Below are 18,949 nucleotides of genomic sequence, written 5' to 3'. Positions count from 1 at the left end.
CTGGCAAATGACTGCCCACAGCCTAGCAGGCCGGACTAGCTCGTGAGCAAGCGCTCCAGCGCAGCACGCAAGGTCTCAGGGATCGCTACGGGACGATTGCTCGTCCGGTCGACGAACACATGCACGAAGCGCCCAGCGGCACAGGCCTGATCCTCGCCGACCTTGAAAATCGCCAGCTCGTACTGCACCGAACTGTTGCCCAGCTTGCCCACGCGCAGGCCGACCTCGATGGCGTCGGGGAAGGCGATGGAGGCGAAGTAGTCGCAACTTGAACTGACCACGAAGCCGACCACTTCGCCGTCATGGATATCCAGACCACCCTCGGTGATCAGGTAGGTATTCACCGCACTGTCGAAGTAGCTGTAGTAGGTCACGTTATTCACGTGGCCGTAGATGTCGTTGTCGTGCCAGCGTGTGGTGATCGGCTGGAAGTGACGGTAATCGCCACGCAGGTGTTGGGGTTGGTTCATCGAGGGTCCTTTGAACTGTGCGATGCGCGCGTGTGCCCAGGGTACAACCGCAGGTAGGGTACGCCATGAAGCTGGAAGAATGGACAGCGCGCACGACCTGGATACCTCGTGACATCCTAGCGCTCGGCTTGGCGATCAGCGCGGCCACCCAGGTGCCAACCGAGCACACCCCATAGCGCGGCACAGAGTCCACCGACACTGGCACCCGCGGCAATGAAGGCGAACAGCCTCCGCGCCTGGGCGCCATCGAACACGTCGGCCATCAGGCTCCAGGCCACCGAGACGACGAACAGGTTGTAGACCGAGATCCACACGTAGAACACCCGCGCCAGCCATACGCTGTAGTGGTCGAGGTGAAACAGCAGGACGAAGGCCAGCAGGTTGAGGCAGAAGAAGCCGTATACCCAGTCAATGAAATGTATACGCGGGACTTTCGAGTTGAGCCAGGCGAACAGCGGCACCGCCAGCAGCATGACGATGAAGGTCGCGGTGAACAGCCACTGCAGATTGTTCACACCACCGGTGATGCCCATCGCCTCACGGATCGGCCGCAACATGAAATAGCCGGCGAACAGACAGAAGAACAAGGCAAAACCGGCCAGCACTGCAGCCAGCTCCTTACCTTCGGCATTGATCGCACGCGCCAGGCGCCGGGTAAGCGCCTGCATCTCAGGCGAACAGCTCGATGATGCGTTGGCGCTGCGCCGCGTCAGGCAGGCGGCCCTGACCGGCAAGGATGTTGTCAGCCATATAGCGTGGGTTGGAGGTGGCCGGGATCACCGCCGTTACCGCCGGGTTGGCGAGGATGTACTTGAGCATCAGCTGTGCCCAGGACGTGGCATCAAGCTCCACCGCAGCCCAGTCCGGTAGGCTCTTGCCCTTGACCCGATCAAACAGTGCTGAGCGTTGAAAAGGCCGGTTGATCAGCACTGCGATGCCCTTGTCGGCGCAGTAGGGCAACAGCTCGCGCTCGGCGTTGCGCTCGCCGATGGAGTAGTTGAACTGGACGAAATCCACCGGTTCCTTGCGCAGCACCTCGAGCAGGCGCTCGTGGGCGGAATCCAGATAGTGAGTCACGCCGATGTAACGTACCCGGCCCTGTTCTTTCAGCTCGCGCAACAGGCCAAGCTGAGTGCTGGTGTCCTGCAGGTTGTGCACCTGCATCAGGTCGATGGTGTCGGTCTTGAGCGCGGCGAAACTGGCTTCGACCTGCCGCTCGCCAGCAGAACGCCCGGTAGAGGACACCTTGCTGGCCAGGAACAGTTTTTTGCGCATGTCGCCTTCTGCGGCCAGAGCGCCGCACACCGCTTCGGCCCGCCCGTAGCTGGGCGCGGTATCCACCAGGCTGGCGCCACCGTTGACCAGCGCCTGCAACACCTCCCGCAAGGGCTGTAGCGCCTCGTCGCTCATCGCCACATCGTGGGTGCGTGAGGTACCCAGACCGATCACTGGCAGCAGTTCACCGCTGCTGGGAATCGCCCGGCTCAGCAGTGTTTCGGCAGCGAAGACGGAGGACGGTAACCAGGGCATCAGGACAGCTAACGCTGCCAGGCTGGCGGTACCTTGCAGGACTCGGCGACGAGTAGGCATGACGTGGCTCTTCTAACAGTGACCGGTTGGTTATAGGCACTGACCGCGCTGAGACCAAGGCGTTACATCCGCTACCGATTCGCTATCGACCGAGAAAGACAGCAAGGGAATACACCGGAGGCCGGCAGTGACGGGCGCAAGAGAGGAAATGCAGCAGGCTACGGACGCAATATCCGATAACCAAAAACGCCGCTGCGCCAGACGGGATAACGGCACAGCGGTCGGGAAACAGTTATCAGGCTGCGCGCGAAGAAGAGTCGCTGATCAGCATGCCGTGGGAGACGAGAAAGCAGCGATGACCGTTCTGCAGGGTCAGAGGGCTGCGATTGGCGATCACCCAGCCTTTGCTCAATAGCTGCTCGATATGCGCACGCAGTGCGGGCAGGTGGCGCTGCTCCTTCATGGCCGACTCCTCATGTAATGGGTGACACTGCACCCAGTGGCTCATCCGTGACACATATCGCAAAATGGTAGTGGCGCAATGCCAGGAAAGAAAGCGGCGCGATTATGTAATTTCTTGTAGGGCACTCGCTATACCCCCGTCACATCAGGGCTGCGCTGACTCCGCTTGCGGCTCTTTCAGACGGGTGGAAAACATCAGCTAATCGTCTTCCAGTTTGCCCTAGTGCAGCAGTGCCAGATCGGGCAGGTAATGCTGGAGCAGATTCCATGGCATGCGCTTGCCCTGCGTTGGCTGCAGATGCAAAGCCTGCGCGATACGGGCCATCAGCAATGGCCTGCGGGGTCGTTCGGGAAGAGGCGCAGAACCTCGAGTGATCGCCACGACTGGCCTCAGGCACCCGAGCAGCGCTAAGCTGTGGCGATGACCACTCCCTACCTGACCTCGCAGCAGACCAGCAGCACGGACGCCGCCAGCGGCCTGCGGCTGGGTGGCGACTGGACATTGGCTCACTACGGCCGGCTCGAACCCCAGGTGCTGGCCCTGCGCGAACGCCTGCGCGGCGAGGAGAGCGTCGACCTTGGTGATCTGGCCGCGCTGGACACCGCCGGCGCGGCCCTGCTGGTGGAGCTGTTCGGCAGTGAGCGCCTGCGCCAGCTGATCCAGCAGACCGAACTCGACGAGCGACGCCGCGCCCTGCTGCTGACGGTGGCCGACGCCATGGCTGACAGCGCCCAGACACCAACCGCGCCTGAACCTTCGGTACTGCGAGAAGTACTCGGCCACATCGGCGAAGTGGTCGAAGGCATGTGGCATCAGGGCCGTGCACTGCTCGGTTTCATGGGCCTGACCCTGGCCAGCATGTTGGCGATCCTGATTCGGCCGATGCGCTGGCGCCTCACCTCGCTGGCCGCACACCTGGAACAGTGCGGGCTCAACGCCGTGCCCATCGTCGCGTTGCTGACCTTCCTGGTCGGCGCCGTGGTGGCCTTTCTCGGCGCCACCATCCTCGCCGACTTCGGCGCCACCATCTACACGGTGAATCTGGTGGCCTTCTCCTTCCTGCGCGAGTTCGGCGTGCTGCTCACCGCCATCCTCATGGCCGGCCGCACCGCCAGCGCCTTCACCGCGCAGATCGGCTCGATGAAGGCCAACGAGGAAATCGACGCCATCCGCACCCTTGGCCTGAGCCCGGTCGAACTGCTGGTGCTGCCACGGGTGTTCGCCATGCTCATCGCGCTGCCGATCCTGACCTTCATCGCCATGCTCAGCGGCATAGTCGGCGGCGGTTTGGTCTGCGCCGTGTCGCTGGACATTCCGCTGACGATGTATCTGTCGATCCTGCAGGACAGCGACCTGCTGCGGCACTTTCTGGTCGGCTTGCTCAAGGCGCCGATCTTCGCCTTCCTGATCGCCCTGATCGGCTGCCTGGAAGGCTTCAAGGTCAGCGGCAGCGCGCAGTCGGTGGGCGAACACACCACCTCGGCAGTGGTGCAGTCGATCTTCGTGGTCATCCTGCTCGACGCCCTGGCCGCGCTGTTCCTGATGGAGATGGGCTGGTGAGCCGGGACAAGATCATCGAGGTACGCGGCCTGAGCAACCGTTTCGGCAGCCAGGTGGTGCACGAGCATCTGGATTTCGACCTCTATCGCGGCGAGATACTCGGCGTGGTCGGCGGCTCGGGCACCGGCAAGTCGGTGCTGCTGCGCAGCATCGTCGGCTTGCGCCAGCCCAACGCCGGCACGGTGCGGGTGTTCGGTGAAGAGTTGCTGAGCCTGTCGGCCGAGCGCCGCTCGCAGCTGGAGCGGCGCTTCGGCGTGCTCTATCAGCGTGGCGCGCTGTTCTCCTCGCTGACGGTCAGCGAGAACATCGCCCTGCCGCTGATCGAGCATGCCGGCTTGTCGCGCGCCGCCGCCGAGCGCCTGGCGCGAGTCAAGATCGCCCTGGCCGGCTTGCCGCAGGATGCCGCAGGCAAGTATCCCGCCTCGCTGTCCGGCGGCATGGTCAAACGCGCCGCCCTGGCCCGCGCCCTGGCGCTCGACCCGGAGATCCTGTTTCTCGACGAGCCCACCGCCGGCCTCGACCCGATTGGCGCGGCGGCCTTCGACCAATTGATCCGCACCCTCAGTGACAGCCTGGGTCTGAGTGTATTTCTGGTCACTCACGACCTGGACACGCTCTACAGCATCTGCGACCGGGTCGCGGTGCTGGCGCAAAAGAAGGTGCTGGTGGCCGACCGCCTGGATGTGGTGGCCGCCACCGACGATGCCTGGATTCAGGACTATTTTCACGGCCCGCGTGGACGCGCGGCTGCACAGGCCGCCGCAGCGGCAGGGAGTCGATGAATGGAACCCAGAGCCCATCATGTACTGATTGGCCTGTTCACTGTGCTCACGGTTGGCGCCGCACTGCTGTTCGGCCTGTGGCTGAACAAGGCCGGTGCCGATCGCGCCTTCACCGATTACGAGGTGATCTTCAACGAGGCGGTCAGCGGCCTCTCGCAGGGCAGCGCGGTGCAGTACAGCGGTATCAAGGTCGGCGACGTGATCAGCCTCGGCCTCGACCCGAACGACCCGCGCACGGTGCGCGCGCGCATCCGCATCGTCGGCAACACACCGATCAAGGAAGACACCCGCGCCCGCCTGTCGATCACCGGCATCACCGGCCTGGCGGTGATCCAGCTGTATAGCGGCAGCCCGGAAAGCCCGCCGCTCAAGGGCAAGGATGGTCAGCCGGGAATCATCGTCGCCGACCGCTCGCCGCTGTCGCGGCTGATGGCCAATGGCGAGGATCTGGTGAGCAGCGTCACGCGCCTGCTCAACCGCGCCAACAATCTGCTCTCGCGGGAGAACGCAGAACGCGTGGCGCGTACCCTGGAGAACCTCGAACAGGCCACCGCCGGCATCGCTGGCCAGCGTGACGAATTGAGTGAAGCGCTGCGCCAGACCAGCGCCGCCACCCGCGAAGCCGCCGCGCTGATGAAGAACGCCAATCAACTGCTCGACAGCCAGGGCAGCCAGGTGCTGGAAAGCGCCGAGCGCCTGATGGTATCGCTGGAGCGCAGCAGCCAGACCATCGAACAGTTGTTGCAGGAAAATCGCGGCGCGCTGGACAGCGGCATGCAGGGCCTGGGCGATCTCGGTCCGACGATCAGCGAACTGCGCGAAACCCTCGGCGCCCTGCGCGGCTTCTCCCGTCGCCTGGAACAGGACCCCAGCGGTTACCTGCTGCGCAGCGACAGCATCAAGGAGTTCCAACCATGAAGCGTCTCACCCTGTTGCTGGCGACCGCCCTGCTCGGCGCCTGTTCGATCCTGCCGCAAAGCGAACCGCTGGATATCTACCTACTGCCAGCTGCGCAACTGCCGAAACAGACGCAAGGCGTCGACTGGTCGCTGCGGGTGAACAGCCCGGTCAGCAACCAGCTGCTCGACGGTACGCGCATCGTCGTGCTGCCCGAGCCAGGGCGAGTCAACACCTACCAGGGCGTACGCTGGAGCGAGCGCACGCCACAACTGTTGCGTGGCCGCCTGCTCGACGCCTTTCAGGATGACGGCCGAATTCAGGCCCTGAGCAACGAGGAGCAGCGCCTGCAAGCCGATCGGGAACTGGTCAGCGACCTGCGCAGCTTCCACAGCCAGTATCGCGATGGCATTGCCGAGGCACTGATCCAGCTCGACGTGCGTCTGGTCGACGGGCGCGATCAGCGCATCCTCGCCAGCCGCCGCTTCAGCGTTAGTCAGCCGGCGACTGATACGTCGATTGCTGCAGTAGTGAAAGCCTTCGGCCAGGCTGGCGATCTGCTGTCCCACGAGCTGGTGGACTGGACGCTGGCCGAAGGGCAACGCGCTAACCCGTAGGGTGCGCCGCGCGCACCGAATCCCAAGCACCGATGGTGCACACAAGCTCGCCAGGTAGCCAGGATGCAATCCGGGGCATAGCGACCCGTATTCCCCGGATTGCATCCGGGCTATGGGATTTACCTTTGTAGGAGTGAGCTCTGCTCGCGAAGCCCTTTGCCGCAGCAATATTCGCGAGCAGAACTCGCTCCTACAGCCCCGTCAACCACTCACGCACCTCGGCGTAGGGGTAATCCTCCAGCGCGGCGAAACCGGCCAGCTGACGTGCCTTGAGCTTGGTCAATAGCGGCGTGGTCACGCCACAGAGAAAGCGCGTCAGACATTCGTGGCTCGGCCTGTAGCCGGCGTACTGCTGATGCTTCTCGATGAAGGCGGCGCACAGCGCCTCGGCATCACGTCCGCTCAAGGGCGGTAGTTCCGGAGGCTGCGGCAAGGTCGCGACCTGACCCCGACACACCGAACAGTGCCCACAATGCTCGGGCGCCTGTTCGTCACCAAAGTACAAAGCGAGGCGCCGGCTCAGGCATTCGCGGCTCTCGAACAGACCGAGCATCGCCTGGATACGCGCGATCTCGCTGGCCTCGTGGGCGTGGAAGTGCGCGTGCAGATCGCTGGCCAGGGCTGCCACATCGAAGTCGCCATCGAGCACGGCGTAGACCTCGGTCATCTGCTTGCTCTCCAGCTCCAGCCAGCCCCTTTCCTGAAAGTAATCCAGCGCCTTGACCACCCGCGCACGTTCGGCGCCGTGGTCGCGATACAGCACGTCGAAATCCAGGGTGCTCCAGGTTCGCGCGCGCCGTGAGCTGGCAAGAATCGCCTCGACGAACTGGCGGCGCTCGCCCTCGAACTTGGCCAGCAGCACGTCATCTTCCAGCAGCAGCTTGAAGCGGTACTCCGCGAAGTAGGCATAACGCGGGGCGATGATGCCGCGCAGTTCCAGCTGCACCAGCAGGGTCTTGAGTGGCAACGCGCGAATATTGCTCAGCTCCGACAGCTGCCCGAGCATCAGCTCCCACTGCCCACCCGTGCCGACCGCGCGCAGATCATCGAGCACCGCGCGGATGCCGCTGAGCTCGGGCGTATCGCCAAAAACGAAATTCTCCAACACGCTGAGGCCATCGCGGCTGGCCAGCACCAGGCAGTCCGAGGCCTGGGCGTCACGCCCGGCGCGGCCGATTTCCTGGCTGTAGTTCTCCACCGACTTGGGCAGATCGAAGTGCACCACGTTGCGTATATCACGCTTGTCGATGCCCATGCCGAAGGCGATGGTGGCGACGATGCACTCCAGCTCGCCAGCCATGAAACGGCGCTGGATCGACTCACGTACGTCATGGGCCATACCCGCGTGATAAGCGCTGACCGCCAGGCCATCGCGCGCCAGATGCTCGGCGACCTGCTCGGCGGTCTTCTGCTGGGTGACGTAGACGATGCTCGCCTGGCCACGTCGCGGCGCCAGCCATTGCTGCAGACGCTGCTGCTTGGCACCTCCGGGCACGGGCTCGACCAGCAGATTGAGGTTGGGCCGGTAGAAACCGGTGGTGACCACGTCCGCCTCGGCAATGGCGAACTTCTCGCGCATATCGGCGATCACCTTGGGCGTCGCCGTGGCGGTCAGCAGCAGCACCTGCTTGATGCCGAACTGGCGCTGGTAGTCGGGCAGCTTGAGGTAGTCCGGGCGGAAGTTGTGGCCCCACTCGGAGATGCAGTGCGCCTCGTCTACGACCAGCAGGGAGATCGGCACCTGAGCGATAAAATTGCGAAAACGCTCGTTCTTCAGCCGCTCCACCGAGATCATCAGGATCTTCAGCTCGCCGCTGCGCGCGCGATTCATCACCTCCGCGGCCTGCTCGCGGCTCTGCGCCGAATCGATGCTGGCCGCGGCGATACCATGGGCATGCAGGAAGGCCAGCTGATCCTGCATCAGCGCCAGCAGCGGCGAGATCACCAGGGTCAGGTGCGGCAGGTGCAGGGCCGGCAGCTGGTAGCACAGCGATTTGCCCGAGCCGGTGGGGAAGATCGCCGCCGCTGAGCGACCGGCGAGCACGGCGCTGATCACCGTTTCCTGGCCGGGACGCAGCTTGTCGAAACCGAAGACGCGTTTGAGGGTAGACATGCGCTGTCACTCCATTGACCGCTTGAAGGTCAGAGCGTAAGACCATGGCGGGTTACAGCCGGCCCAAGGCTCTCCGTTGAAGAGCTACAAGCCTAGCGAAGATTGTAGGGCGGGTGAAACCCGCCACTTCTGACCACGGCGGGTTTCACCCGCCCTACGACGGCGGCTCTAACCTCTGGCCCCAAAAAAGAAACCGCCCGAAGGCGGTTTCTTTTGCTCTGCCCGGCGCTTACAGCTGCGGACCGGCGTTCTTGATGGCGTCGCTGACATCGAACTTGGTGAAGTTGTCGATGAACAACTTGGCCAGGCCTTTGGCGGCTTCGTCGTAGGCGTTCTTGTCAGCCCAGGTATTGCGCGGGTTGAGCAGGTTGGTCTCGACGCCCGGCACCGACTTCGGCACATCCAGGTTGATGATCGGCAGGTGCTCGGTCTCGGCACCGATCAGCGCGCCGCTCTGGATGGCCGCGATCACACCACGGGTGGTGGGGATGTTGAAGCGTTTGCCGACGCCGTAGCCACCGCCAGTCCAGCCGGTGTTGACCAGGTAGACCTTGGAGCCGAAGGCATTGATGCGCTTGATCAGCAGCTCGGCGTAGACGCCAGCCGGACGCGGGAAGAACGGTGCGCCGAAGCAGGTGGAGAAGGTCGACTTGATGCCGCCGCCCGAACCCATTTCGGTGGAACCGACCAGCGCGGTGTAGCCGGATAGGAAGTGGTAGGCCGCCTGCTCGTTGTTGAGGATCGACACCGGCGGCAGCACGCCAGTCAGGTCGCAGGTCAGGAAGATAACGGCATTCGGCTCGCCGCCCAGGTTCTTCTCGCTGCGCTTCTCGACGTACTCCAGCGGGTAGGCCGCGCGGCTGTTCTGGGTCAGGCTGTCGTCGGCGTAATCCGGGGTACGGCTGTCGTCGAGCACGACGTTTTCCAGCACGGTGCCGAACTGGATGGCTTTCCAGATCACCGGCTCGTTCTTCTCGGACAGGTCGATGCACTTGGCGTAGCAGCCGCCTTCGATGTTGAACACCACGCCCTCGCCCCAGCCGTGCTCGTCGTCACCGATCAGGTAACGCGACTCGTCGGCGGACAGAGTGGTCTTGCCGGTGCCGGACAGGCCGAAGAACAGGGTCACGTCGCCCTCTTCACCGATGTTGGCAGCGCAGTGCATAGGCAGCACGTCTTTTTCCGGCAGCAGGAAGTTCTGCACGGAGAACATGGCTTTCTTCATTTCACCGGCGTAACGCATGCCGGCGATCAGGACTTTCTTGGCGGCGAAGTTGATGATCACGCAGCCATCGGAATTGGTGCCGTCACGCTCAGGCACGCACTCGAAGTTGGCGACGTTGAGGATCTGCCACTCGGCCTTGCCAGCCTGGTTATAAGTAGTCGGGTTGATGAACAGCTGACGGCCGAACAGGTTCTGCCAGGCGGTCGCGGTGGTCATCTTCACCGGCAGGTAGTGCTCTTCGGCGGAACCGACGTGAACGTGGGAGACGAAGTGCTCCTGAGCGGCGTTGAACGCGGCGACGCGATCCCACAGGGCATCGAACTTGTCGGCCGGGAACGGACGGTTGATGGCGCCCCAGGCAATCTGCGCCTCGGTGCTCGGCTCCTGAACGATGAAACGATCAGCCGGCGAGCGGCCAGTGCGATGACCAGTACGTACGACCAGCGCGCCGTTGGCGGCCAGTTCCCCTTCACCACGGCGAATGGCTTCTTCGACCAGTTGCGCGGCGCTGATGTCGGTGTACACGGCGTTGTTGGCTTGCGTCATGAGGGTCCCCGTCGGCCGCTGGCCGAGTCTTCCGAACGTTGTGTAGTACAGGGGCAACTGCACTACACGGTAAAAAAGTCGCGGGAGTATGCCAGAAAAGCGAACTGCTTGGCAGCCTCCGATCTGATAGAGAACGGCTATCGTTTAGAAAAGCTCATCAATGCCGCGTCTGCGACGGCGCCTCGCTACCGGCACCGGCGAACAGCTGGGCAATGTCGGCGGCGTCGAAGGCGTAGCGCTCGTTGCAGAACTGACAATCGATCACCACGCTGCCACCCTGCTCGGCCAGCAGCAGTTCGGCATCGGCCTGGCCGAGGCTGACCAGGGCACTGGCCGACCGCTCACGCGAGCAGCTGCAGCGGAATTGCAGCGGCTGCTCGTCGAACAGGCGCACGTTCTCTTCATGGTAGAGGCGATGCAGCAGGGTCGGGTTGTCCAGGCCGAGCAGCTCTTCGGCAGTCAGGGTGTCGGCCAGGGTCAGTACGTGGTTCCAGCTCTCGGCGCGTTCTTCCGCTTCGGTCTGATGGTGCGGCGGCAGTTGCTGCAGCAGCAGGCCGCGCGCGCGCTGGCCGTCGGCCTTGAGCCAGAAGCGGGTCGGCAGCTGTTCGGAGCTGGCGAAGTAGTTGGAAAGGCACTCGGCCAGGTCGACGCCATCCAGATCGACGATGCCCTGGTAACGCTGGCCCCGGGTCGGGTCGATGGTAATGGCCAACACGCCATTGGGCATCAGACTCTGCAGGTCGGCATCGGCGCCGATCTGCTCGGCGTCATAGCGGGCAATGCCGCGCAGCTCACGAGCGCTGGAGCATTCGACCATCAGCAGCGACAGCGGGCCGTCGGAACGCGCCTGCAGTACCAGCAGGCCGTCGAACTTGAGGGTGCCGACCAGCAAGGCGGCGGCGGCCATCATCTCGCCGAGCAGTTGCGCCACTGGCTGCGGGTAGGCGTGCTTGGCCAGCACATGAGCGTAACTTTCGCGCAACGCGACCATTTCGCCTCGCACGTCGGTGTCGTCGAAGAGAAAGCGTTGACTGAAGTCGTTCATAGCGGCTGGCCCGAGGTCTGAAAAGGGCTGGCGATTTTATGCACAAACGCCAGCACAACCAAGGCCCGAACGTCATGTGAGCGTGTTCACACAGCAGGAATCAGCCGCTGAACCTTGGCTGAACGACTGTGCTGCCGCCCTTGTTTAGGCGCCAGCACTGCCTATCATCCGCGCGCCCGAGGTCAGGCCTGTCATAAATCTGCAAAGGGATTTCCCATGTCGAGCACGTTCATCAATCGTCACTGGCAACCACGCGCCATGCTGGTCTGCCATGTCGTGGCCGTCGTGCTGCTCGTCAGTTGGCTGTGGCAGCCTACCCGCGAGCTTTGGAATGTCTTCGATGTGTGGCTGTTCAAACTGCTCAACGACCCGGTCCATGCCGGCGGCCTGTGGGCCCATATCTGGGCCATCGGCAGCATGCGCCCGGTCGATGCTGGTGTCGGCGTAGTGATGCTGGCGGTAATGCTCAAGGCCGATCTGGTATTTACTGGGCCGCAGGTACGCCGGGCGCTGTTCGCTTTTCTGGTCGCCCTGATCGTGATGCTGCTGATGCGCGTGCTGTTCGCCGACCTGGTCGAATACATGGGCTGGCAGCACGCCAGCCCCTCTCTGGTAGTAGAAGGCAGCGCGCGCCTGACCGAGATGTTCCCGGCCTGGGAAGAACGCTGGGACCTGAAGGACAGCGCCAGCCGCAGCTTCCCCGGTGACCACGCCTCGGTGCTGCTGATCTGGGCTTATTTCATGAGCTTCTTTGCCCGCGGCTGGCGTCTGCTGCTGGTCTGGGCCATTACCGTGATCGGCATCCTGCCGCGCCTGGTGGCCGGTGCTCACTGGGGGGCAGATGCCTTCGTCGGCGGCGTATTCCTCAGCCTGCTGGCCCTGGCCTGGAGCTGCTACACCCCGCTGGGTTATCACGCCAGCGAATGGCTGGAGAAGGTCACCCTGCCGATCACCTCACGCCTGGCCAAACTGCCACTGCTGGGCCGCATGAGCATCGTCAGCGGACGTTGAACGAGAAAGTGGGAGCGAGCTCTGCTCGCGAAGCTTTACCGTCGTTCGCATTCGCGAGCAGAGCTCGCTCCCACAGGCTTGCGCCTAATCCTCATCCGCCCAGGGGTGGCGCAGGCCACCTTCCTGCTGTTCGTTGAACTGATGGATCTGCCGACGCTGCTTCTTGCTCGGCCGACCATCGGTCTGCATGCCCACGGCGCCAGCCTTGCGCATCGCCGCAGCCTGCTCGCGGCGAGCGATACTTTCTTCCGTCTCGCGGTATAGCAGCTGTGCCTCGGGCGCGCCACGACGGACGCTGGATAGTGCCAGCACGACCACGGTGCGTTCATCGAAGCCGGTGCGCAGCACGTACTCATCACCGATCTTCGGCTCCTTGCCCGGCTTGCAGCGCTCGCCACGATGATGGACCTTGCCACCTTCTATAGCCGCCTTGCACAGGGCGCGCGTCTTGAAGAAGCGTGCCGCCCACAGCCATTTGTCCAGGCGGATCTTGTCGTCGTCTTTTTCGCTCATCTCACTCTCTGTAAGGGTTCAGCTATTCGCACGCGCGGCAGATGCAGTTGTCACACGACACAACTAGAATGCGCGGAATCATAGGCGTTGTCGGCCGCAGGGGACACTCTCACCTTGAAGACTTTCGACCAGCTCAGCGTGATCGGCCTGCGTGAGTGGATCAATCTGCCTGAGCTCGGCATCATCGGCCTGCGTGCCAAGATCGACACCGGCGCCAGCACCTCGAGCCTGCATGCCAGCGATATCCAGCCGTTCCAGCGTGACGGCGAGGACTGGGTACGCTTCACTGCCTACCTCGGTACCCAGGTGCAACGCCGCCACCGTTGCGAGGCGCCGCTGGTGTCGGTCAAACGTATCAAGAGCTCCAACGGCCAGGCACAGAGTCGCTATGTAATCCGCACCCACCTGGCCCTCGGTGATCTGCTGTGGCCGGTGGAATTCACCCTGGCCTGTCGCAAGACCATGCGTTATCGCGTACTACTTGGCTCCAAGGCGCTGATCACCGGCCAACTGGTGGTCAATCCGGCACTCAGCTATGTGCAGGACAAACCCTCACTTTCCTCTGCCCTTCCAGGTGCCCAATGAAGATCGCCGTGCTGTCGCGCAACCCGCGCCTGTATTCCACCCGCCGTCTGGTGGAGGCCGGCCAGCAGCGGGGCCATGAAATGGTGGTGATCGATACCCTGCGCGCCTACATGAACATCGCCAGCCACAAACCGCAGATCCACTATCGCGGCCAGGCCATGGACGGCTTCGACGCAGTGATCCCGCGTATCGGCGCTTCGGTGACCTTCTATGGCTGCGCGGTGCTGCGCCAGTTCGAGATGATGGGCGTCTACCCGCTCAACGAGTCGGTAGCCATCAGCCGTTCGCGCGACAAGCTGCGCGCCCTGCAACTGCTGTCGCGCAAGGGCATCGGCCTGCCGGTGACCGGCTTCGCCCACTCCCCAGACGACATTCCCGACCTGATCCAGATGGTTGGCGGTGCACCGCTGGTGATTAAGGTGCTGGAAGGCACCCAGGGCATGGGCGTGGTACTGGCCGAAACGCACAAGGCGGCCGAATCAGTGATCGAGGCCTTCCTCGGCCTCAAGCAGGACATCATGGTCCAGGAATACATCCAGGAGGCCGGCGGAGCCGACATTCGCTGCTTCGTGGTCGGTGACAAGGTGATTGCCGCGATGAAGCGCCAGGCCAAGGCTGGCGAGTTCCGCTCCAACCTGCACCGCGGCGGCAGCGCCAGCCTGATCAAGATCACCCCGGAGGAGCGCATGACGGCAGTGCGCGCGGCCAAGGTCATGGGCCTCAACGTCGCCGGTGTCGACATCCTGCGCTCCAACCATGGCCCGCTGGTGATGGAGGTGAACTCCTCGCCTGGCCTGGAAGGTATCGAAACCACCACCGGCAAGGATGTCGCCGGCATGATCATCCAGTACCTGGAAAAGAACGCAGAGCCCGGCCAGACCCGCACCCGAGGGCGCGGATGAGCCCAGTGTTCGACGGCCGCCTGGCGCTGATCGCCCCCGCGGCGGCGATTGCCGAAGACGTACTGGAAGCAACTCTGGCGCAGCTCGACGTGCTCGGCGTGCGCTATCACCTGGGCCAGCACGTGCGCGCCCGCCATCGTTACCTGGCGGGCACGCCGGAGCAACGCCTGGACGACCTGCACCAGGCCTTCACCCTGGCGGATATCAGCGCCGTCTGGTGCCTGCGTGGCGGCTACGGCTGCGCACAATTGGTGGCGGATATCGACTGGGCGCTGCTGCGCCAGGCCAGCCCACGGCCGCTGATCGGCTTCTCCGATCTGTCGATTCTGCTAGAAGCCTTTGCCCAACGGGGGCTGCCAGCCATTCATGGTCCCGTGGCTACTGCGCTCGGCCATCAGGCGCTGTCGGCGCCCGGCGGCCAGCGTGAGCGCCTGGCTTCGATGCAGGCGCTGTGGAGCCTGCTCAAAGGCCAGCATCGGCAGTTGCCGCTGCGCCATATCAGTGGTCCACAACATGTCGTCGAGGGCACCTTGCAGGGCGGCAATCTCACGGCCCTGGCCAGCGTCTGCGGCACGGCGGCCGAGCTGCGCCTGGCCGAGGATTCGATCCTGATCCTGGAAGACGTCGGTGAGCCCTACTACCGCCTCGAGCGCAGCCTCTGGCAGTTGCTGCACAGTTTCGCCGGGCAAAGACCACGCGCGGTGTGCCTGGGCAGTTTCACCGACTGCCCGCGACGCGGCGTGCAGCACAGCCTGGAGCAGATCATCGGCGAGTACCTGGCGCCGCTGGGCGTGCCACTGTACGGCGATCTGCCCAGCGGGCATGGCGACAGCAACTTCCCCTGGCCCTGCGGCAAGAAGGCACGACTGAACGCTAGCAGCCTGAGCTGGTAGGCCACCTCAGCGCTGACGCGCCTGCATCCAGGCGAGAAACTCGGCCTCGGCCATCGGTCGACCGAACAGATAGCCCTGCCCCAATGTGCAGTTCTGCTCGCGCAGCAGCGCCAGCTGGCTGTCGTGCTCGATCCCTTCGGCCACGCACTCCAGGCCCAGGTTGCGCGCGATCATCAGGATGGTCTGCACCAGCATGCGCCCGCTCGCCTCGCCGTCCAGATCGGCGACGAAACTGCGGTCGATCTTCAGCCGATCCAGCGGCAGACGCTTGAGGTAGGTCAACGACGAGTAGCCCGTGCCGAAGTCGTCGATGGCGAAGCGTACGCCCTGCGCCTTGAGCCGCTGCATGTTGCCGATGCAGCGCTCGACGTCTTCGAGCAGCACGCCTTCGGTGATTTCCAGCTCCAGCGACTGCCCCGGTATACCGTGAGCGCGCAGGCACTGCTCGACTCGCTCCACGCAGCCCGCCTGACGCAGCTCACGCGGGCTGAGATTGACCGCCAGCACCAGTCGCGGCCATTGCGTCTGCCAGCGCGCCAGCGCCGCACAGGCCCGCTCCAGCACCCACTGGCCAATGTCCTGGATCAGCCCGGTTTCCTCGGCTAGGGGGATGAACTGATCCGGACCGATTTCACCGCGCTCCGGGTGCATCCAGCGCAGCAACACCTCGGCGCCCGCCACGCTGTTGTCAGCCAGCATCAGCTGTGGCTGGAACACCAACTGCAGTTGCTGGCGCGCGATGGCCTGGCGCAGCTCGCTCTGCAACTGCAGGCGTTGGTCGATGGCAACCTGCATCTCCGGGGCGAAGAAATGCAAGGCGTTGCGCCCGGCATGCTTGGCCCGGTACATGGCGGTATCGGCCTGTTTGAGAATGTCCGAGGCCTGCTGCAGGCCCAGTGGATGCAGGGCGATGCCGATACTGGCGCTGATCGCCAGCTCATGACCGTCGATCAGGCAACTGCCCTGCAGGCCACGCAGCAATTTCTCTCCCACTGCCGCAGCTTGCTCGGCAACCACTTGTGGCTCATGACCCAGGGCTTCGAGCAGCACCACGAACTCATCACCACCGAGGCGCGCCAGGGTGTCTTCAGTACGCAATTCGCCAGCCAGGCGTGTGGTCACTTCGACCAGCAGGGCATCGCCAACCAGATGGCCCAGGCTGTCGTTGACCGTCTTGAAATGATCCAGATCGATGAACAGCAGCGCGCCCAGGCTGCCCTCGCGATTCTCCCGGTCCATGGCGTGCTGCAGGCGATCGAGCAGCAGCCGGCGATTGGGCAGGCCGGTGAGTTCGTCGCTGTAGGCCAGGCGCTCAATCTCGCGCTGATAGCGCTGGCGCTCGGAGATATCGGTGACGCTGGCGCGAATCAGCAGGTTCTCCCCCGGCATGCGTACCAGGCGCACCTCGCAGGGCAACTGGCGACCGGCGCTGTCGCGATGGTTCCATTCAAATACCGGCGCTTCACCGGCGATGGCGCGGCGCAGGAAGGCCTTGCCAGCGCGGGAGGACAGCCGACCATCGGCCTGACACACCGGGCTGATGCTCTGAATCGACTTGCCGAGTAGCTCATCGCGGCGATAGTGGAACAGGCTCAAGGCGTTCTCGTTGCATTCGACGATACCGCCCTCAGGATTGAACAGCAGGATCGCCTCGGGCGCATGCTCGACCAGTGTTCGATAGCGCGCCTCGGCTTCGCGCCGCGCACTGATGTCCTCGACCAGCAGCAGGAACAGTGTCTGCCGGCCGCTACCACGTACGGCGCGCAGGCTGACACGCGTGAAGACCACCAGGCCATCAGCACGCAGGAAGCGCTTGTCCATTTCGAAGCCATCGCTGCTGCCCAGCAGCACCTGCTCGACATGGACCTGTTCGACCGGCAGATCATCCGGGTGCGACAGCTCGCGCCAACTGCTGGCGAGCAATTCGTCACGACTGCGGCCGAGGATGCTGCACAGCTTCTGGTTGACCTCCTCCCAGCCAAAGCTCTGGGTGGTCAGTGCCATGCCGATCAGCGGCGCCTCGAAGAACAGGCGCAGGCGCTCGTCTCGCTCACGCAGCTGCGACTCGGCACGCTTGCGTTCACTGATGTCCTGCACCACGCCATAGATGCGTACCAGAGTGCCGTCTTCATCGCGCTCGACCATGCCGCGCAGACGCACCAGGCGTCCGCCCAGACGCGCGGCCAGGCGCACCTCGATATCCAGATCATCCATCCCGCTCAAGGCTGCCTGCAGGGTCTGCATGATCAGCGTCTGGCTCGGCGTGTCGAAGTAATGCAGCGCCTGCTCGAGATTCGGCGGCCCAAGATGAATGTCACGGTCGACGATGCGGTAGCAGCCATCGCTCCAGAACATGCCGTAGTCGCTGATCTCCAGCACCCAGCCACCCAGGCTGGCGATGTCTTCGGTCTGGCTGAACAGATGGCTCTGACGCAGTAACTGCGAGCGTTGCAGCTCGACCTTGGCCGCCAGTTCGACGCGCTCGGTGACATCGTGTTGCAGCCCGACGAAATGGCTGATGCCCTGATCGTCACGCATTGGCGCCAACACCACTTCGTTCCAGAACGGCCTGCCATCCTTGCGATAGTTACGCACCACCGCATGGCCGCTGCGCCCCTCCCGCAAGGCACGGCGCAACGGTTGCGACTCCAGCTGGGCGCGGTCCTGGCCGAGCAGGAAACGGCAGTTGCGCCCTAACGCCTCCTCGGCGCTGTAGCCGGTTATCTGGCTGAATGCGGAATTGCAGTACACCAATGGCATGTCCTCCTGGCGCACATCGGCGATGGTCACGCCCAGCGGGCTGGCCTCTATCGCCAGGTTGGCGCGGGCCAGTTGCTGCTGCATCTGCGCGCTGCGCGCCAGCGCCTGACGCAGGTCGCCGAGCACACGGCCCACCAGCAAGGTAGCCCCCATCAGCAGCACCACCGCGAAGTGCAGCTGGTTACGCTGCAGATCCAGCTCGCCGAAACTCAGGCTGTCGCGCAGCAGCGGTAGCGGCAGAGTCGCGGCGTACACCAGCAGCACGCCATACAGAGCACCAGCAAAGGCGTGTCGTAGCGCCAGGACCAGCATGCTCAGACCAAGCAGCGGCAGAGCGAACTGAGCCGGTAGGCTGGTGCTGAGCAGCATCATTACCAGAAACACCCCAGTGGCCAACAACCAGCCAGTTGGCGAGCGACTGATGTTCAGCGTTGGCGCGGCATTGTCCACCGGCGCGTGGGTCCAGCCGCGGGCGCGCAGCAGTGGGGTACAGAACGCCAGCAGGGGCGCCGTCAACGCGAGCATATTGATGGTATCGCCCAACCAGACCGACAAACTGGCCTGCGCCCACTGCTCGCTGGTCTGGAAACCAGTCAGCCACAGGTTGCTCTGCAAGCCGAGCGCCACCAGCGTGCTCGGCATCAACACAGCGAAGGCGAGGAATCGGAGCAGATCACTCAAGCGCCCCAGGGCGGGGTCGAAAGGCTGACGTCGCAACAGCCACCAGCCAAGCGCGACGGCGGCGGTTTCCGGCAAGGCATAGAGCGGCGCCAACTGCCAGGGCAGGCCCCATAACGGCACGCAGAACAGAGCATTGAGGTACAACGCAGGCAGCACCCGCGGGCCCCACCACAGGCACATGGCAAGGCCGAACACCATGGGCAGGTAACACAACGCCACCCCGTCATTCAGGCGGGTCGCCAGGGAAATCCAGGTTGCCAGATGGAAAATCGGCAGCGGCAGCCACCAGGTCCAGCTGGGCAAGCGGTCGGGGAAGGCGGCGGGCATGCAGGCCTCGAGTTGATGCGCTGGCACAG

General features: G+C 63.9%; 16 protein-coding genes and 1 pseudogene. 8 read left to right on the top strand and 9 right to left on the bottom strand.

All coding sequences use genetic code 11. The features are described from left to right. Nucleotides 1-35: 35 nt before the first annotated feature. The 4 genes and pseudogenes from ACNFCJ_RS01745 to ACNFCJ_RS01730 all read right to left on the bottom strand — a co-directional run bounded on the left by ACNFCJ_RS01745 (nt 36) and on the right by ACNFCJ_RS01730 (nt 2,463). Entirely contained in the window at nt 36-470 is a 435-nt protein-coding gene (locus ACNFCJ_RS01745) for an acyl-CoA thioesterase (RefSeq protein ID WP_416769423.1), read from the bottom strand. A gap of 158 nt (nt 471-628) precedes the next feature. Next, nucleotides 629-1,138, bottom strand: a pseudogene (locus ACNFCJ_RS01740) (MFS transporter); the annotation flags it as partial. A 1-nt stretch (nt 1,139) separates the two neighbouring features. Continuing rightward, a complete protein-coding gene (locus ACNFCJ_RS01735; protein ID WP_416769421.1) occupies nt 1,140-2,060 on the bottom strand; it encodes an aldo/keto reductase in 921 nt (306 codons plus the stop codon). 235 nt (nt 2,061-2,295) lie between these two features. Then, nucleotides 2,296-2,463, bottom strand: a complete 168-nt coding sequence (locus ACNFCJ_RS01730; RefSeq protein WP_416769419.1) for a hypothetical protein — start codon at nt 2,461-2,463, stop codon at nt 2,296-2,298. A 420-nt stretch (nt 2,464-2,883) separates the two neighbouring features. Here ACNFCJ_RS01730 and ACNFCJ_RS01725 point away from each other — a divergent pair, with 420 nt between their 5' ends. The 4 genes from ACNFCJ_RS01725 to ACNFCJ_RS01710 are packed head-to-tail and all read left to right on the top strand — an operon-like array spanning nt 2,884 to nt 6,319. Next, complete coding sequence (locus ACNFCJ_RS01725; RefSeq protein ID WP_416769417.1) at nt 2,884-4,023, top strand: MlaE family lipid ABC transporter permease subunit; 1,140 nt, start codon at nt 2,884-2,886, stop codon at nt 4,021-4,023. After that, nucleotides 4,020-4,805 carry an ABC transporter ATP-binding protein gene (locus ACNFCJ_RS01720; RefSeq protein ID WP_181563566.1) on the top strand — a complete coding sequence of 262 codons (786 nt, stop codon included), beginning with the start codon at nt 4,020-4,022 and terminating at the stop codon, nt 4,803-4,805. Before ACNFCJ_RS01725 ends, ACNFCJ_RS01720 begins: the two co-directional genes overlap by 4 nt. Beyond that, nucleotides 4,806-5,723 carry an MlaD family protein gene (locus ACNFCJ_RS01715; RefSeq protein ID WP_416769414.1) on the top strand — a complete coding sequence of 306 codons (918 nt, stop codon included), beginning with the start codon at nt 4,806-4,808 and terminating at the stop codon, nt 5,721-5,723. Then, the gene (locus tag ACNFCJ_RS01710) at nt 5,720-6,319 is read left to right on the top strand and encodes an ABC-type transport auxiliary lipoprotein family protein (RefSeq protein WP_416769413.1); all 600 of its coding nucleotides are present in this window, start codon (nt 5,720-5,722) and stop codon (nt 6,317-6,319) included. The genes ACNFCJ_RS01715 and ACNFCJ_RS01710 overlap by 4 nt, the downstream gene beginning before the upstream one ends. A gap of 190 nt (nt 6,320-6,509) precedes the next feature. On the opposite strand, the gene ACNFCJ_RS01705 is transcribed toward ACNFCJ_RS01710, so the two are convergent. From ACNFCJ_RS01705 to hslO, 3 genes are all read right to left on the bottom strand, one after another. Continuing rightward, on the bottom strand, nt 6,510-8,432 hold the full coding sequence (locus ACNFCJ_RS01705; RefSeq protein ID WP_416769411.1) for a RecQ family ATP-dependent DNA helicase: 1,923 nt from the start codon (nt 8,430-8,432) through the stop codon (nt 6,510-6,512). 229 nt (nt 8,433-8,661) lie between these two features. After that, on the bottom strand, nt 8,662-10,203 hold the full coding sequence (locus ACNFCJ_RS01700) for a phosphoenolpyruvate carboxykinase (RefSeq protein WP_416769409.1): 1,542 nt from the start codon (nt 10,201-10,203) through the stop codon (nt 8,662-8,664). Nucleotides 10,204-10,360: 157 nt separating this feature from the next. Beyond that, complete coding sequence (gene hslO / locus ACNFCJ_RS01695) at nt 10,361-11,248, bottom strand: Hsp33 family molecular chaperone HslO (RefSeq protein WP_074855175.1); 888 nt, start codon at nt 11,246-11,248, stop codon at nt 10,361-10,363. Between the two features lie 216 nt (nt 11,249-11,464). Here hslO and ACNFCJ_RS01690 point away from each other — a divergent pair, with 216 nt between their 5' ends. Beyond that, on the top strand, nt 11,465-12,259 hold the full coding sequence (locus ACNFCJ_RS01690; RefSeq protein WP_106733616.1) for a phosphatase PAP2 family protein: 795 nt from the start codon (nt 11,465-11,467) through the stop codon (nt 12,257-12,259). Nucleotides 12,260-12,343: 84 nt separating this feature from the next. Here the strand turns inward: ACNFCJ_RS01690 and ACNFCJ_RS01685 are convergent, their stop codons facing one another. Beyond that, the gene (locus tag ACNFCJ_RS01685) at nt 12,344-12,772 is read right to left on the bottom strand and encodes an RNA-binding S4 domain-containing protein (protein ID WP_017678397.1); all 429 of its coding nucleotides are present in this window, start codon (nt 12,770-12,772) and stop codon (nt 12,344-12,346) included. A gap of 147 nt (nt 12,773-12,919) precedes the next feature. On the opposite strand from ACNFCJ_RS01685, the gene ACNFCJ_RS01680 reads away from it, so the two are divergent. Genes ACNFCJ_RS01680 through ACNFCJ_RS01670 form a run of 3 tightly spaced genes read left to right on the top strand, consistent with a single transcriptional unit; the run spans nt 12,920 to nt 15,152 of the window. Further along, nucleotides 12,920-13,357 (top strand): ATP-dependent zinc protease, encoded by a 438-nt coding sequence (locus tag ACNFCJ_RS01680; protein WP_166432384.1) that lies wholly within the window; start codon nt 12,920-12,922, stop codon nt 13,355-13,357. After that, a complete protein-coding gene (gene rimK / locus ACNFCJ_RS01675; RefSeq protein ID WP_179575237.1) occupies nt 13,354-14,259 on the top strand; it encodes a 30S ribosomal protein S6--L-glutamate ligase in 906 nt (301 codons plus the stop codon). Before ACNFCJ_RS01680 ends, rimK begins: the two co-directional genes overlap by 4 nt. Then, the gene (locus tag ACNFCJ_RS01670; RefSeq protein ID WP_416769406.1) at nt 14,256-15,152 is read left to right on the top strand and encodes a S66 peptidase family protein; all 897 of its coding nucleotides are present in this window, start codon (nt 14,256-14,258) and stop codon (nt 15,150-15,152) included. The genes rimK and ACNFCJ_RS01670 overlap by 4 nt, the downstream gene beginning before the upstream one ends. Before the next feature lie 6 nt (nt 15,153-15,158). Here ACNFCJ_RS01670 and ACNFCJ_RS01665 read toward each other — a convergent pair whose 3' ends face one another. Beyond that, nucleotides 15,159-18,920, bottom strand: a complete 3,762-nt coding sequence (locus tag ACNFCJ_RS01665) for an EAL domain-containing protein (RefSeq protein WP_416769404.1) — start codon at nt 18,918-18,920, stop codon at nt 15,159-15,161. Nucleotides 18,921-18,949: the final 29 nt, after the last annotated feature.

The sequence above is a fragment of the Pseudomonas sp. NY15364 genome (genome assembly GCF_048068235.1).
In the GTDB taxonomy this organism is placed as follows: Bacteria; Pseudomonadota; Gammaproteobacteria; order Pseudomonadales; family Pseudomonadaceae; genus Aquipseudomonas; species Aquipseudomonas mendocina_D.
Note: the sequence above shows the minus strand (reverse complement) of the source record. Positions and strands in the feature narration are given on the sequence as shown.